Annotated in this window: 14 protein-coding genes; 10 read left to right on the top strand and 4 right to left on the bottom strand. The window is 67.0% G+C overall.

Annotated features, from left to right (window positions below; translation table 11 throughout):
* The first annotated feature begins 41 nt into the window (after positions 1 to 41).
* A complete protein-coding gene (locus tag BR47_RS0128240) occupies positions 42 to 1,235 on the top strand; it encodes a lipid-transfer protein (RefSeq protein WP_029121537.1) in 1,194 nt (397 codons plus the stop codon).
* Positions 1,236 to 1,315: 80 nt separating this feature from the next.
* Here BR47_RS0128240 and BR47_RS0128235 read toward each other — a convergent pair whose 3' ends face one another.
* Complete coding sequence (locus BR47_RS0128235; RefSeq protein ID WP_020099166.1) at positions 1,316 to 1,921, bottom strand: TetR/AcrR family transcriptional regulator; 606 nt, start codon at positions 1,919 to 1,921, stop codon at positions 1,316 to 1,318.
* Between the two features lie 62 nt (positions 1,922 to 1,983).
* Here BR47_RS0128235 and BR47_RS0128230 point away from each other — a divergent pair, with 62 nt between their 5' ends.
* Positions 1,984 to 2,814 carry an alpha/beta fold hydrolase gene (locus BR47_RS0128230; protein ID WP_029121536.1) on the top strand — a complete coding sequence of 277 codons (831 nt, stop codon included), beginning with the start codon at positions 1,984 to 1,986 and terminating at the stop codon, positions 2,812 to 2,814.
* Positions 2,815 to 2,826: 12 nt separating this feature from the next.
* Here BR47_RS0128230 and BR47_RS0128225 read toward each other — a convergent pair whose 3' ends face one another.
* Positions 2,827 to 4,455 carry a fatty acid--CoA ligase gene (locus BR47_RS0128225; protein ID WP_029121535.1) on the bottom strand — a complete coding sequence of 543 codons (1,629 nt, stop codon included), beginning with the start codon at positions 4,453 to 4,455 and terminating at the stop codon, positions 2,827 to 2,829.
* A gap of 100 nt (positions 4,456 to 4,555) precedes the next feature.
* Between BR47_RS0128225 and BR47_RS0128220 the strand changes: the two genes are divergently transcribed.
* Positions 4,556 to 4,873, top strand: coding sequence for a hypothetical protein (locus BR47_RS0128220; RefSeq protein WP_029104705.1), 318 nt, complete (start codon positions 4,556 to 4,558; stop codon positions 4,871 to 4,873).
* A gap of 55 nt (positions 4,874 to 4,928) precedes the next feature.
* Here BR47_RS0128220 and BR47_RS0128215 read toward each other — a convergent pair whose 3' ends face one another.
* Together BR47_RS0128215 and BR47_RS0128210 are read right to left on the bottom strand one after the other, a co-directional pair.
* Positions 4,929 to 5,963, bottom strand: a complete 1,035-nt coding sequence (locus BR47_RS0128215; protein ID WP_029121534.1) for an MmpL3/TtfA transport complex stabilizer — start codon at positions 5,961 to 5,963, stop codon at positions 4,929 to 4,931.
* A gap of 474 nt (positions 5,964 to 6,437) precedes the next feature.
* On the bottom strand, positions 6,438 to 7,787 hold the full coding sequence (locus tag BR47_RS0128210; RefSeq protein WP_020099161.1) for a C4-dicarboxylate transporter DctA: 1,350 nt from the start codon (positions 7,785 to 7,787) through the stop codon (positions 6,438 to 6,440).
* 141 nt (positions 7,788 to 7,928) lie between these two features.
* Here BR47_RS0128210 and BR47_RS0128200 point away from each other — a divergent pair, with 141 nt between their 5' ends.
* The 7 genes from BR47_RS0128200 (at position 7,929) to BR47_RS0128170 (ending at position 14,744) form a co-directional block, all read left to right on the top strand.
* Entirely contained in the window at positions 7,929 to 9,491 is a 1,563-nt protein-coding gene (locus BR47_RS0128200; protein WP_020099159.1) for a sensor histidine kinase, read from the top strand.
* Positions 9,488 to 10,177 (top strand): response regulator, encoded by a 690-nt coding sequence (locus BR47_RS0128195; RefSeq protein WP_020099158.1) that lies wholly within the window; start codon positions 9,488 to 9,490, stop codon positions 10,175 to 10,177. The genes BR47_RS0128200 and BR47_RS0128195 overlap by 4 nt, the downstream gene beginning before the upstream one ends.
* Positions 10,178 to 10,204: 27 nt before the next feature.
* Complete coding sequence (locus tag BR47_RS32345; protein WP_029121533.1) at positions 10,205 to 10,927, top strand: DUF3060 domain-containing protein; 723 nt, start codon at positions 10,205 to 10,207, stop codon at positions 10,925 to 10,927.
* Between the two features lie 79 nt (positions 10,928 to 11,006).
* Complete coding sequence (locus BR47_RS0128185; protein WP_029121532.1) at positions 11,007 to 11,570, top strand: hypothetical protein; 564 nt, start codon at positions 11,007 to 11,009, stop codon at positions 11,568 to 11,570.
* Positions 11,567 to 12,904: a Dyp-type peroxidase gene (locus BR47_RS0128180; protein WP_029121531.1), complete on the top strand. Its 1,338-nt coding sequence runs from the start codon at positions 11,567 to 11,569 to the stop codon at positions 12,902 to 12,904. Before BR47_RS0128185 ends, BR47_RS0128180 begins: the two co-directional genes overlap by 4 nt.
* Positions 12,901 to 13,905 carry a hypothetical protein gene (locus tag BR47_RS0128175; protein WP_029121530.1) on the top strand — a complete coding sequence of 335 codons (1,005 nt, stop codon included), beginning with the start codon at positions 12,901 to 12,903 and terminating at the stop codon, positions 13,903 to 13,905. Before BR47_RS0128180 ends, BR47_RS0128175 begins: the two co-directional genes overlap by 4 nt.
* The gene (locus BR47_RS0128170) at positions 13,902 to 14,744 is read left to right on the top strand and encodes a bile acid:sodium symporter family protein (RefSeq protein ID WP_029121529.1); all 843 of its coding nucleotides are present in this window, start codon (positions 13,902 to 13,904) and stop codon (positions 14,742 to 14,744) included. The genes BR47_RS0128175 and BR47_RS0128170 overlap by 4 nt, the downstream gene beginning before the upstream one ends.
* The last annotated feature ends 3 nt before the right edge of the window (positions 14,745 to 14,747 follow it).

Below are 14,747 nucleotides of genomic sequence, written 5' to 3'. Positions count from 1 at the left end.
CCGGGCGTGACTGAACTACAGGTAGTAACGAAAGGAAACCCATGGCCAAGAATCGCGTGTTCGTCGTCGGCGTCGGCATGACCAAATTCGAGAAGCCCGGCAGCCGTGAGGGCTGGGACTACCCGCAGATGGCCAACGAGTCCGGCAACAAGGCGCTCGCCGACGCCGGCATCTCGTACGACCAGGTGGAGCAGGGCTACGTCGGCTACTGCTCGGGCGACTCGACCTCCGGCCAGCGCGCCCTGTACGAGCTGGGCATGACGGGCATCCCGATCGTCAACGTCAACAACAACTGTTCGACGGGGTCGACGGCGCTTTTCCTTGCCGCACAGGCGATCCGCGGCGGCCTCGCCGACTGCACCATCGCACTGGGCTTCGAGAAGATGCAGCCGGGTTCGCTCCAGGCGGGTGCGCAGGACCGCGAATCGCCGCTGGGCCGGCACGTCAAGGCCCTGGCCGAGATCGACGAATTCGCCTTCCCCGTGGCGCCGTGGATGTTCGGTGCGGCCGGCCGTGAGCACATGAAGAAATATGGAAGCACTGCAGAACATTTTGCAAAAATCGGCTACAAGAACCACAAGCATTCGGTCAACAACCCGTACGCACAGTTCCAGGACGAGTACACGCTCGACGACATCCTGGCCGCCAAGATGATCTCCGACCCACTGACCAAGCTGCAATGCTCCCCCACCTCCGACGGGTCGGGCGCGGCGATCCTCGCCAGCGAGGCGTTCGTCGACAAGCACGGACTGGCGTCGCAGGCCGTCGAGATCGTCGGCCAGGCCATGACGACCGACTTCGCCTCGACTTTCGACGGCAGCGCCGCCAACATCATCGGCTACGACATGAATGTCCAAGCGGCCCAGAAGGTTTACGACCAGTCGGGCCTCGGCCCCGAGGACTTCCAGGTCATCGAGCTGCACGACTGCTTCTCCGCCAACGAGCTCCTGCTGTACGAAGCCCTGGGGCTGTGCGGTGAGGGCGAGGCGCCGAGCTTGATCGACAACAACGACACCACTTACGGCGGCCGCTGGGTCGTCAACCCGTCGGGCGGCCTGATCTCCAAGGGTCACCCGCTGGGTGCGACGGGCCTGGCCCAGTGCTCGGAGCTGACGTGGCAGCTGCGCGGCACCGCCGACAAGCGTCAGGTCGACGGCGTCACCGCCGCGTTGCAGCACAACATCGGCCTGGGCGGCGCCGCCGTCGTGACGGCCTACCAGCGCGCCGAGCGCTAGTCACCTCCCACTTGCGAGCAGACGTAAAACTGTCGTTTTCGCTTCGAAAACGACAGTTTTGCGTCTGCTCGCGGAAGTAATCAGCCGTCGAACATGGCGTCGACGAGGCGGCGCAGCACCTGGCGGGTCTCGCGGCGGGTCTTCTTCGGGTCGTCCGCGGTGGCGATGAGCATGGCCGCCTCGTCGAGGGCCCCGATGAGCACGTGCGCCAGCGCCCGCACGGGCTGCCGGGCCAGCTGGCCGGCCTTCATGGCCTCGCTGAGCAACTGCTCCGTCATACCCAGGCTGTAGCGCTGGGCGACGTCACGGAAGCCTGCCCAGCCGAGCACGCTCGGGGCGTCGAGCAGGACCAGCTGACGCACCTCCGGATCGCCGGAGACCTCCAGCCAGGCGTCGACCGCGGCGCGAATCGCATCGGCCGGGGACGTCGCGCCCGACGCCGCCACCATGGCCCCCATCCGGGCCATCACGTCCTGCTCCACCACTTCCACGACGGCTAGGAAAAGCGCTGCCTTGTCGGCGAATTGGTGGTACATCGCGCCCCGGGTGACCCCGGCCGTCGTCGCGATCTCCGGCGTGCCCACCTCGGCATAACCTCGCTCGCCCCACAGTCGCCGCGCGGCGACGATCAACGCTTCGCGGGTAGCCGCGGAGCGCTCCTCCTGAGTACGCCTCTTGTTTTCCATACACCCTGTTGGTAAGTTGCGGACAGCCTGTTTGTAAATGAGTATCGAGCTAGGAGTGATCCATGTCGATCATCGAGATTAACGCCGGAACCATCCATTTCGAGGAATTCGGACCGAAGGACGGCAGGCCCGTCGTCTTCGTGCACGGATACATGATGGGTGGCCAGCTGTGGCGCGGGGTCGCCGCGCGCCTGGCCGAACGCGGCCTGCGGTGCATCGCCCCGACCTGGCCGCTCGGCGCGCATCCCGAAGCGCTGCGCCCGGGTGCCGACCGGAGCATCCACGGCATCGCGCGCATCGTCGCCGACACCCTGGCCGCACTGGACCTCGACGACGTCGTCATCGTCGGCAATGACACCGGCGGTGTGGTCACGCAGCTGGTCGCGGTCCACCACCCGGAGCGCATCGGCGCCATGGTGCTGACGAGTTGCGATGCGTTCGAACACTTTCCGCCACCGATCCTCAAGCCGCTGATCCTGGCGTCGCGCTCCAAGGCAGTATTCCGGGCGGGCTCGCAGGTGTTCCGGATCCCCTTGGTCCGCAAGCGCGCCTATGACGGACTCGCGTACACCGACCTCGACGCCCTGACCCGGGAGTGGGTGCACAACACGCAGTCCAAACCTGCTGTCGCCGAGGATCTTCGAGTGTTCACCAGCTCCCTGCGCACCGAGGTCACCACCGGCGTCGCAGCGCGGCTGCACGAATTCGACAAGCCCACGCTCATCGCGTGGTCGGCCGACGACCTGTTCTTCGAAGTCGGCGACGGCGAGAAACTGGCGAAGATCATCCCGAACTCGCGCCTCGAAATCATCGACGGCGCACGGACATTCTCGATGCTCGACCGCCCGGACCGCCTCGCCGACTTGATGTCGACCCTCGCGGTGCGTGCCTAGCTCGCGAGAGAACTAGATGGTGACGACGTCGTAGGCGCCGTCGGCGTACCGGGCGCGGATGGTCTTCTTGTCGTACTTGCCGACGCTGGTGCGCGGCACCTGGTCGATGAACGTCCACCGCTCGGGCAGCCACCAGCGAACCACCTTGTCCGCCAGGAACTCTCGAAGTTCATCAGGTGTCGCCGAGGCGCCCTCGTGCAGCACGACAGCAACCAAAGGCCGTTCCTGCCAGCGATCGTCGGGCACCGCGACCACGGCGGCTTCCAGCACCGCGGGGTGCGCGATCAGGTGGTTCTCCAACTCGACCGAGGAAATCCATTCACCGCCGGACTTGATGACGTCCTTGGCCCGGTCGGTGAGCGTGACGAACCCGCAGTCGTCGATGCGTCCGACATCGCCGGTACGCAGCCAGCCGCTGTCGAACTTGCTCGCGTCGTAGCCCAGGTAGTAGCTGCCGGTGATCCACGGGCCGCGAATCTCGATCTCCCCGACCGCTTCTCCGTCGTGCGGCAGCGGGCTGCCGGCGTCGTCGACGATCCGAATCTCGACACCGCACATCGGACGGCCGGCGGTCGCGCGGGAGGCCCAGTACTGCTCCTCGGACACGTTCGGCAGCGGCTTGGCGGTGGTGGCCAACGGCGAGGTCTCGGTCATCCCCCAGGCCTGGCGGATGTGCACGCCGTAGCGTTCCTGGAAGATCCGCATCATCGACACCGGCACCGCCGAGCCGCCGCAGCCCACGATCCGCAACGACGAAATGTCGTGTCCCGGATTCTTTTCCAGGCAGTTCATCACGTCGTTCCAGATGGTCGGCACCGCGCCGGCGATGGTCGGGCGGTGCGTCTCGATGAGGTCGATCAGGGAAGCGCCGTCGAGGAACCGGTCCGGCATCACCAGGTCGGCACCGGCCATCAGGGCGGCGTACGGCAGCCCCCAGGCGTTGGCGTGGAACATCGGCACGATGGGCAGGGTCACGTCGTCGCTGCCGACGTCCAGCGCATTGCTGGTACACGTCGCCATGGCGTGCAGAAAACTCGAACGGTGGCTGTAGACAACGCCTTTCGGATTCCCGGTGGTGCCGCTGGTGTAACACATCGCCGCCGCGGACCGCTCGTCGATCTCCGGCCAGTCGAACTCGACGGGCTGGGCGGCCAACAATTCGTCGTACCGCAGTACCGTTTTTCCGGAGGCTTCGAGCGGCGCCAAATCCCCTGCGCCGATGGCGATCACCGTGTGCACCGTGTTCATCTGCGGCAGTACCGGGGCCAACTGGGCGGTCAACGAGAGATCGGCGATGACGACGGAGTCCTCGGCCTCGTTGGCGATGTAGGCGATCTGCTCCGGCGACAACCGGATGTTGAGGGTGTGCAGCACCGCGCCCATCGACGGGATGGCCAGATAGGCCACCGTGTGTTCGGCGTTGTTCCACATGAACGTGGCGACCCGCTGGTCGCCGGTGATGCCGAGCCCGCGCAACGCGTTGGCCAGCTGCGCGGACTGCCGGCCGACTTCGCCGTAGGTCGTGGTGCGGTACTGCCCACCGCCGAGCGCCGTGGTGACGGTTCGGCGGGAATTCTGACCGGTCGCGTGCCGCATGATCGTGGTGATCGTGAGCGGGGCGTCCTGCATCGTACTGAGCATCGTGAATGTCGCCTCTGGGTTGCTGCCGCTGGGATGTCGAGATGCTAGCCGACCCTGCCAGGTAGGAGGATGATTAGCGTTGGCACGACAGGAGAAAATCATGCGCAGAAATTGGACGCTCGCCGCGGCGACTGTCGGCGGGGTGGCCGCGATGCTGGCGCCGGCCGGATTGGCCGCGGCCGAATCGGCGCAGGACACGATCAACCGGCTGCAATCCGAGGGCTACGTGGTCACGATCGACAAGCTCGGGACGGCACCGGTGTCCGAGTGCACGGTGACCAGTGTGCGCAATCCACAGCAGACGACGCAGTTGGTGCCGTGGGTCGGCCCCGGGCTGGGCCGCAACAGCAATTCCATCCTGCTGCCGCAAACCAGCAGGACCATTTCGGTGTCACTCGACTGCACGGGCAGGCAGTAGTCCCCGGATACCAAAAACGCCCCCGCCGGCCGGCGGGGGCGTTTTTGTGGACTGACTAGACGGTCGCGGGCTCCAGCGCGCGCACCTCGTTCATGGCGACGGACTTGGTTGCCATGAACTGCGAGTAGAGCAGCGGCTTGGGGGCCTCGACGGCGACCGCGGTGACGTCACCGACGACGTCCGCGACGTACAGCCGCGAGCCGTCACGGCTGACGGTGACGCACGACGGCTGAACGTCGGCCGCGATGGTGTCGACGACCGTGTTGGTCTGGGTGCAGAACACCGAGACGCGGTCGTAGTCGACGACGTAGGCACGGGTGCCGTCGGCGCCGAGCACCAGCTGGGTCGGGGCGTCGCCGACGGCGAAGCGGCCGGTCACGCGACCGGCGGCCAGGTCGACGACGTGCACCTCACCGCGGGCGGTCAGGTCCGAGGTCAGCACGTAGGCGGTGTTGTCCGGGCCGAGCGCCAGGCTGCGGATCGGGGCACCGATGACGATGGTGTTGCGGATGCGGGTGGTCTCGGTGTCGACGACGACCAGCTGGCTGCCCACCTCATCGGTGGTGGCGACGTAGAGCCGGCGACCGGTGTGGTCGACCGCGAGGGCGTCGATGCTGATGGCGGCGCCGGTGGCGATCTCGATGGTGCCGACGCGGTCGGCGGTGATGTCGATGACGGCGACGTCGATGTAGGTGTCGCCGGCGCGGCCCGCGAACACCCGCTTGCCGTCGGGGCTGACGGCGAGGGCACTCACGCCCGAGGCCAGCGGGTAGGCGGCCAGCTCGGCACCGGTGGCGACGTCGATGACGGCGACGCCGTCGAACTCGGCACCGGACACGGCGACGTACGCCCGGTCGGCGGTGGCCACGACCGCGAACGGCTCGCCGTCGACGGCGATATCGCGGATGCTGCGGCTGCGCGGCTCGATCAGCGACACCATGTTGTCGGCGTAGCTGGTCGCGACCAACTGACCCGCACTCTCGGCGATGTCGGCGATGGTGCCGCGGCCAACCTGCGCGATGTCCATGGTTCCGCGCAGCGCCTGGGCGCCGGCCCGCTTCGCTTTTGCACGAGCGTTATTATTTGCCACGATCTTCGGTACCTCCGCCAGCGCGGCAACGCGCCGGTAGTCGATTGCCCGTCCGGGTGCGCCCGGATGAGCGCTGCTTTCAAGAAGTGTAGTGATCCCCACCGACATTCCGGACGGCTTCAGCGACGCCTCGTCACGAATTGATCAGAAGCTCTTAGGAGTTACTTATGTTGTGAATTGTTATGCACTTGTTATCAATGGTGATCGATGCCCCGACCTGCGTAAACAACGGTTGAATTCAAATTGAGCAAACATAGGTCCGCCTCATTCCTGAGGGTTTCCAAGCAGCGTTTCCTGGCATTCCCTGGCAAAGTGAGCGAAACATCACACCGCGACACGAACGCAAACAATCCCATCCGTCTCACCCGCACGATAAAACCCAGGTTCCACTTCCGTCCATCAAGATCACGACAGCCCGGAGGCCCGCCTGAGCGGGCCCCGAGATTCGCTGTTATCGACGAATTCACATTTTGTTCATGATGTGAGTGCCGTCACACCGGTGTTGCCCGACGGGTGCTCGACACCCGAATCGAGCATCGTCAGCTCATCGAACGGATCGGCGCCGTGCAATACGGCTGCGGCCTTTGCCCGGTCGAGTGTCCCGGTCCACGATCCGATCAGCACCGTGGCGACGGCGTTGCCCGAGAAGTTGGTGACGGCCCGCGCCTCCGACATGAACCGGTCGATGCCGACGATCAGCCCGACGCCGTCCAGCAGGTCCGGCCGGTGGCTCTGCAGGCCACCCGCCAGCGTCGCCAGACCCGCGCCCGTGACGCCGGCAGCACCCTTGGAGGCGACGATCATGAAGGCCAGCAGCGCCAACTGCTCCCCGATCGCCATCGGCCGCCCCATGGCGTCGGCGATGAACAGCGCCGCCATCGTCAGGTAGATCGCGGTCCCGTCGAGGTTGAACGAGTAGCCGGTCGGCACCACGACGCCGACGGTGCTGCGGTCCACACCCAGGTGCTCCATCTTGGCGATCAGCCGAGGCAGCGCCGACTCCGACGACGAGGTCGAGAAGATCAGCAGGTACTCGCGGGCCAGGTAGCGGACCAGCCGGAAGATCGACATCCGGGTCACCGACCACAGCAGCACCCCGAGCACGCCGAAGACGAAGACGACGCAGGTCACGTAGAACCCGAGCATCAGGGTCAGCAGCTGGGTGACGGCGCGCCAGCCGGTCTGGCCCACGACGCCGGCCATGGCACCGAACGCGCCGATCGGCGCCAGCCACAGGATCATGATCAGCACCCGGAACACCAGCTTCTGCAGGTGCTGGACGCCCCGCAGGATGGGTTCACCGGCCGTACCCATGGCCTGGACGGCGAAGCCGACGAGCAGGGCGATGAACAGGGCCTGCAGCACGTTTCCGCTGGTCAGCGCCGACAGCAGCGTCTCGGGGATGATGTGCGAGACGAAGTCCATGAGGCCGCCGGCCTCGTGCGCCTTCTGCGCCAGTTTCGCGCCCTGACCGGTCGCCTGCGCCGACAGGTGCAGGCCCGATCCCGGGCTCAGCAGGTTGCCGACGACCAGCCCGATCGCCAGCGCCACCGTCGACATGGCGAGGAAGTAGCCGAGCGAGAGGCCGCCGATCTTGCCGACCGTCGCGGCTTTGCGCACCGAACCGATGCCCAGGACGATCGTGCAGAAGATGACCGGGGTGATCATCATCTTGATCAGGTTGACGAACAGGGTGCCGAGGACCGCGATGTCCTTGCCCACCCCGGGCGCGATGAGGCCGACGGCCACACCGCCGACGACGGCGACGAGCACGGCGATGTACAGCCAATGGGTGCGGTCGCGACGGGGCGCTTGATCAGTCATGTCGGGCAGTCCTCCGGCCTCGTTGTCGAAAACTTCTGCAAGGATGTTTGTCCAGAACGTGAGGCACGTCACGCATATGTTCATTTCGTTCACCGAAGTTCACCGCCGACGCGAGCAGGCGGACTACAGAAGGACGCAGTGATGCGCAGTTGGCCGGCCGCGCCACGCTGGTCCCTGGCCGGCCAGATCGTCGCCCTGCAGATCGCGATCATCATCGTGGTGGTGGCGGCCGGTAGTGCCCTGGCCGTGGTGCAGTCCCGCCGCACCAACGACGCCGCCGCCAAACAGCTGCTCACCGGCATCGTCACGGCACTGGCCGACGCACCGTCGACGGCTGCCGCCATCCGGGCGGGCAACGCCACGGAAGTCCTGCAGCCGGTCACCGAAACCGTTCGGGCCCAGACCGGCATCGCCTTCATCACCGTCATGGCGCCCGACGGCACCCGGTTCACCCACACGGACCCGCGCCAGATCGGCGGCCACTACCTGGGCACCACGGAGCAGGCCCTGAAAGGCCAGACGCACACGGAGTTCTACACCGGGACCCTGGGCCGGTCGGTGCGCACCATCACCCCGGTGCGGGACGGCTCCGGACAGATTGTGGGCCTGGTCGCCGCGGGCATCACCGAGACGACGCTGACCGCGCAGTGGCGCCATCAGATCCCGATGATCGCGGTGATCAGCCTTGCCGCCCTTGCCCTTTCGCTGCTGGGTACGTGGTTCATCCGGCGCCGGCTGCTTCGTCAGACCCACGGGCTGCGGCCGGACCAGTTGCGCGTGATGTACGAGCACCACGACGCCGTCCTGCATTCGGTGTCCGAGGGCCTGCTGGTGCTCGAGAAGGGGCGCGTGGTGCTGGCCAACGACGAGGCACGGCGCCTGCTGGCCCTGCCACCGGGCGCGGTGGCCCTGTCCGACCTGCCGGAGTTCCTGCGCGCGGCCGATCCCGGTGTGCGCGACGAGGTCCACGTGACCGATGACCGGGTGCTGGTGGTCAGCCGCTCCCCGGTGTCGGGCCGGGCGGGTTCGGAGGTCGTGACGATCCGGGACCGCACCGAATTGCAAAGCACCCTGGGCGAACTCAGCTCGCTGAAGGTCCTCACCGACTCGTTGCGGGCGCAGGCACACGAAGCGGCGAACAAGTTGCACACGGTGATCACCATGGTCGAGATGGGCCGCCCGTCCGACGCCGTGGCCTTCGCCACCGACGAACTGGAGCTGTCGCAGCGACTCGTCGACCGGCTGTCCAGCGAGGTCCACGAGCCCGCCCTCGTGGCATTGCTGCTGGGCAAGAGCGCCCAGGCCCACGAACGTGGCATCGACTTCACCGTCACCGTGGACTCACAATTACCTTCGGACACTTCACAGCTACCGCTGAGCGGGCCGGAAATGGTGACGGTGCTGGGCAACCTGATCGACAACGCGATGGACGCATGCGACCGCGACGAGCCGTGGGTCGAGGTGACGGTGCGGTGCGAGCCGGGCGCCGAACTGCACATGCGGGTGGCCGACAGCGGCACCGGCATGGACCCGGCGACGTTCGAAAACGCCATGCGCCGTGGTTATTCGACGAAATCGGCGCCGGGACACGGGCTGGGCCTCGCCCTGGTGGCACAGGTGGTCAACCGACACGGCGGCACGCTGTCGTCCGATGTCAATTACGGTTCGGTGGTGTCGGTGACGATTCCGGCGGCAGCCTCATGACCACCGTGCTGATCGTCGACGACGATCCCCTGATCGCCGAGGCGCACCGCACGTATGTCGAACGGCTGGAAGGGTTTTCCGTCGCCGCGGTGGCCCACACGGCACGCGAGGCCATCCAGGCCGCGACCCGGGCGACCACCACCGACGAGCCCATCGACCTGGTCCTGCTGGACCTCGGGCTGCCCGACGCCAGCGGCATCAGCCTGGCGTCGGCACTGTCCGGGCTGCGGCCGGCGCCGGACATCATCGCCATCACCTCCGAGCGCGATCTGGAGATGGTGCGCGCCGCCGTCGCGCACGGCGCACTGGCGTATCTGTTGAAGCCGTTCACCTTCGCGGCCTTCCGGGACCGGCTGGACCGCTATCAGCGGTACCGGACGGCCCTCCCCGCCGGGGTGGACGCCGCCAGCCAGGCCGAGGTGGACCGGGCCCTCGCCGAATTACGCACCAGCGCAGACAAATCCACGGCCCCGAAAGGTGCCGCGACACTGACGAACGACGACATCGCCCGCGCGGTGCGCGACAGCCCCGACGGGCTGACGGCCGACGAGGCGGCCAAAGCCGTCGGAGTTGCCCGGGTGACCGCGTGGCGCTATCTGGAACGGCTGGCCGACGACGGAACCGTCACGCGCCGAAGCGAATACGGCGGGACCGGCCGGCCCAAGACCCGCTACCTGTGGCGTTGAGTTCGCCGGGTGTGACAGCATCGGATCATGAGTCGCGACGACGATCCAGAAGCCCGCATCCGCGAGCTCGAGCGCGCGATGAACGAACAGGCGCGGGCCTCGGAGCTGACGGAGCCCGGCCACGCGTGGTCCTCCCGCGCGGCGGCGCCGAGCAATCCGTACCCCGCCCAGTACCACCGGCCCCAAACGACCTGGCCGCCGCAACCGTTGCCGCCGGGCGTGCCGAGCACCGCGGCACGCCGCATGATCTTGGGCGTCGTCGTCCTCGCCGTCATCGTCGGCCCGGTGGTCGCCGCCATCATCTTCGTCACCAACTTGACCGGCAAGAAGCACCCGACGTTTCTGACGCCCAACCCAGGGGCCCCGCCCAGCGTCTCGGTCGCCGTCCCGACCCCGCCCGGTGACGAATCCTCGGTGGTCGTCAACGGCACCACGGTCATGTCCGGTCCCGGCCTGGTCGAATTGCCGCCGCAGTCCGACGATCCCAACCGGCCCATTCAGGTCGCGGGCGTCCGCGGCCACCGCACCGTCGCGTGCAACGACCGGCCGATCACCATCAGCGGGGTGTCCAACAGCGTCACCATCACCGGGCACTGCTCGACCGTCGAGGTCTCCGGCATCGAGAACACCGTGACGGTCGACTCCGCCGACAAGATCGTCACGTCGGGCATGGACAACCACGTGACCTACCACTCCGGGAATCCGGAAGTTCCTGATCCGGGCCGGTCCAACACCGTCAGCCGCGGCTGACGCGGCCCAGGACGCCGGCCGTCAATTTCCCCCGAATCGGGGGACGACGCGCCCTCGCCGCGTCCATAATCTCGTTGCCATGGCGCACAACGGAAATGACGATTGGACCCAACCCGCAGCTCTGGCCGTCCCGAAGGAGGGCTACTTCGAGCTCACTCGCGGTCGCTACGGGCCGGTCTTCCCACGCACCCCGGCGTGCTACGGCTTCAACATCATCGCCAAGGTGCTCGACGGCCACGAGCAGGCGATCCGCGACTACGGCAAGCAGCTCGAGGCGGCGGTCGCGGCGCAGCCCGACGTGCTGGCCCCGCTGAAGCTGCACTACCTGCGGTGGAACCTGTTCGACGTCGGTTCGGGCCTGCACTTCCAGTACCAGGGCATCTTCGACACCGACTTCGACAAGTACACCGAGGACGCCGTCAAGCTGTTCAGCTCGACGGGCATCACCACGGCGTTCACCCATCTGGAGGGCTTCCCGGCAGATTGGAAGACCAACCCCGAGGCGTTCATCATGTTCGTCCGCGAGCACCAGGTGCCGAGCTTCCTCGAGTACGGCGAGTACCCCTACGTGACGGCCGTCGAGATCAAGAAGGCCCTGCGGCTCAAGGCCGCGTTCTCCGACATGTTGGACCAGATGCAGTGACAGCACTCGAATTCGACGATATTCAGCACATCATGCTGACCGGCACACCCCACCTCACCGGTCGGTACGAGTTCCTGTCGTTCGACACCCCCGAAGCCGGGCAGGCCTGGCTGGCCGAGATGGTTCCGCTCGTACAGTCGGCCACCGACGTCCGCAAGACCGTCAACATCTTCAAGCGGTGGGTGAACCTCGCGTTCACCTGGAACGGCTTGCGTGCGTTGGGACTTGACGAGCAGACGCTGGCCACCTTCCCAGCCGAGTTCCGTGAGGGCATGGCCGCCCGCGCCGACATCCTGGGTGACACCGGCGCGGCCGCACCGGAGCACTGGGCCGGCGGGCTCGCGGGCGACGACCTGCATGCCATCGTCATCCTGTTCGCCCGCGACGAGGACGAACGGGTGCGGTGCGTCGGCGAGCACGACGCGCTGTTGGCCCGGTGCCCCGGCGTGCGGTCGCTGTCGCATCTCGATCTGGCGGCCACTGCGCCGTTCGAGTACGACCACGATCACTTCGGCTACCGCGACCCGGTATCGCAGCCGCAGATGGCCGGTTCCGGTGAGACGCTGATCCCCGGCGCCGGCGGGGCACTGGCCCCGGGCGAGTTCCTCCTCGGCTATCCGGACGAGGAGGGCTTGGTCTCGAATCAGCCTGCCCTCGAGGTCCTTTCACGCAACGGCAGCTATATGGCGTACCGCCGGCTGGAGGAACATGTCGGGACCTTCCGCGACTACCTGAAGCAGAATGCCGAGGACGCCGAGGGCCAGGAACTGCTGGCCGCCAAGTTCATGGGCCGGTGGCGCAGCGGCGCGCCGCTGGCCCTGGCGCCCGAACACGACGATCCGGACCTCGGCGCGGATCCGATGCGCAACAACGATTTCGACTACGCGACGATGGATCCGCACGGCTACAAGTGCCCGGTCGGCTCGCACGCGCGTCGGCTCAACCCACGTGACACCGAACCGAATCCCAATCGGCGCAGGATGATCCGGCGCAGCGGCACCTACGGCCCGGCGCTCCCTGAGGGCGCCGCCGACGACGGTGTCGAGCGCGGTGTCGGGATGTTCCTGATCTGCGCGAGCCTGGTGCGGCAATTCGAGTTCGCCCAGAACGTGTGGATCAACGACACCGCGTTCCAGGAGCTCGGCAACGAACACGACCCCATCTGCGGCACGCAGGACGGCACGCTGGACTTCACCATCCCCAAGCGACCGATTCGCAAGGTGCACAAAGGGTTACCGGCATTCACCACGCTGCGCGGCGGGGCATATTTCTTCCTACCCGGCCTGACCGCACTGCGTTACCTGTCAACACTCGGACAGCAAGGAGCATCATGAGTTCTTACGCCCGCACCTACAACCAGGCCCACATCACCCGTCCCCACAACGGCAACCGTCGCGTCAGCATCTACTGGTCGTGGAGCTACCCGTGGGAGGCCCAGCGGGACCCGGCCCTGCTGTACAACCGGTTCTCCACCATGACCGAGGTGCGCGCGGCAACGTGGCCGGCGTACGAAGGCGCCGAATACAGCGCGCGGGAGTTCCTGCAGGGCGTCGACGGCACGCTGGAGCTGTTCCACCGCTCCTCCCTGTCCTTTCAGGACGTGGCCGGTGCGGCGACCGGCCATCCGGTGGCGGTGTTCCAGCGTGTCGATCAGGCCGGCTACCGGCTGCCGATCGACGAACGCATCCTGAACGACACCGACACCCTGATGATCTTCGGGCTGGACCACCTGCTCGGCGACGAGGAAGCCACCCTGGAAGAGGTGGCCGCGATCCAGCAGTGGCTGAAGCGCGAGGGCACGTGCCTGATGCTGGCCCCGCACCACGACGTCGGTTTCACCGACGACAAAGCGCAGCAGCAGATGGAGTACCTGCATCACGGTGACCCGCTGACGCCACGCGTCCAGAACTTCAGCGGCTTCGCGCGGTCGCTGCTGAAGGGACTGAACATCCCGGTGCACAACACGTGGGGTCTGCGCCCGGCGACGGTCGAGGGCACCAAACAGATCGTGCCGCTCACCGCTTTCCGTGATCTGGATTCGGCGGGCCTGCTGCGCGACGTCACCACCCTGGCCCTGCACCCGCACCTGCCGCACTACCAGCTCACCGCCCCGGAGAGTGCCGACCTTCGGGTGCTGGGCCGCCAGTTGATCGACCAGACCCGGCCGCACCCGTTCACCCTGGCGGGCAACACCGAGTTCAACGCGCTGATCCACATGCCGCCGACCGGTGACCGCGCCGGCGACATCGTGCTGGTCGACTCGACGCACTTCACCACCCTGTTCGGTGCCAGCGACAGCCTGAAGTCGTTCTGGCGCAACCTGGTGACGATGTGACGGTTGCCGATCTGGCGGCGCGCAGTTCCAACATCGCCGTCGTCCTGTTCGTGGTGTCCAGCACCCTGGGTGTGGGGCTGAGCCTGACCCCGGCCCAGATTCTGGCGCCACTCAAGGACATTCGGGTGGTGAGCCTGACCCTGGTCGCCAATTTCGTTGCGGCGCCGCTGGTTGCGCTCGCGCTGTGGCGGCTGCTCGACCTCGACGAGCCGCTGGGCGTGGGCCTGCTGCTGTGCGGACTGGCCGCGGGCGCACCGTTCCTGATCAAGCTCGCCGAGTTCGCCAAGGCCGACACCGGGTTGAGTGTCGGCCTGATGGTGCTGCTGATGATCACGACGGTGGTCTATGTGCCGATCGTGCTGCCGATCTTCCTCAAGGGGTCGGCGGTCGATCCGCTCGCGATCGCGTCCTCGCTGGTGATTCTCATGCTGATCCCCTTGGCGATCGGGCTGTTCTGGCGCAAGCAGGCTGAAGCGTCGGCAGCGCGCGTCAGGCCGGCCATCGGGTTGCTGAGCACCGTCAGCATGGTGCTGGTGGTCGTCCTGACCATCGTCGCCAATTTCCGGGAGGTGCTGTCGGTGTACGGCACGCGGGGCATCCTGGCGGCCATCGTCTACACCGCAATCTGCGCCGGAATCGGCTGGGCCCTGGTGTTTTTCAGCGCCACCGCGCGGCCCGTACTCGCGTTGGGCACCGCGCAACGCAATGCGGCGGCCGCCTTCGTGGTGGCCGGCCAGAACTTCGGCGATCCGCGCGTCACGGTGATGATCACGGTGGTGCTGATCGCCGAGTTCACGATGCTGATCCCGTTCGCCCGCTTCCTCGCCCGCAAGGCCTGACGG

The organism is Mycobacterium sp. UNC410CL29Cvi84, assembly GCF_000686745.1.
GTDB classification, from domain to species: domain Bacteria; phylum Actinomycetota; class Actinomycetes; order Mycobacteriales; family Mycobacteriaceae; genus Mycobacterium; species Mycobacterium mucogenicum_B.
This window is presented reverse-complemented; position numbering and strand designations above follow the sequence as displayed.

Excerpts from the sequence above, each read along its gene's own strand:
- BR47_RS0128240 (WP_029121537.1), top strand. The coding sequence starts at position 42 with ATGGCCAAGAATCGCGTGTTCGTCGTCGGCGTCGGCATGACCAAATTC.
- BR47_RS0128235 (WP_020099166.1), bottom strand. The coding sequence starts at position 1,921 with ATGGAAAACAAGAGGCGTACTCAGGAGGAGCGCTCCGCGGCTACCCGC.
- BR47_RS0128230 (WP_029121536.1), top strand. The coding sequence starts at position 1,984 with ATGTCGATCATCGAGATTAACGCCGGAACCATCCATTTCGAGGAATTC.
- BR47_RS0128225 (WP_029121535.1), bottom strand. The coding sequence starts at position 4,455 with ATGCTCAGTACGATGCAGGACGCCCCGCTCACGATCACCACGATCATG.
- BR47_RS0128220 (WP_029104705.1), top strand. The coding sequence starts at position 4,556 with ATGCGCAGAAATTGGACGCTCGCCGCGGCGACTGTCGGCGGGGTGGCC.
- BR47_RS0128210 (WP_020099161.1), bottom strand. The coding sequence starts at position 7,787 with ATGACTGATCAAGCGCCCCGTCGCGACCGCACCCATTGGCTGTACATC.
- BR47_RS0128200 (WP_020099159.1), top strand. The coding sequence starts at position 7,929 with ATGCGCAGTTGGCCGGCCGCGCCACGCTGGTCCCTGGCCGGCCAGATC.
- BR47_RS0128195 (WP_020099158.1), top strand. The coding sequence starts at position 9,488 with ATGACCACCGTGCTGATCGTCGACGACGATCCCCTGATCGCCGAGGCG.
- BR47_RS32345 (WP_029121533.1), top strand. The coding sequence starts at position 10,205 with ATGAGTCGCGACGACGATCCAGAAGCCCGCATCCGCGAGCTCGAGCGC.
- BR47_RS0128185 (WP_029121532.1), top strand. The coding sequence starts at position 11,007 with ATGGCGCACAACGGAAATGACGATTGGACCCAACCCGCAGCTCTGGCC.
- BR47_RS0128175 (WP_029121530.1), top strand. The coding sequence starts at position 12,901 with ATGAGTTCTTACGCCCGCACCTACAACCAGGCCCACATCACCCGTCCC.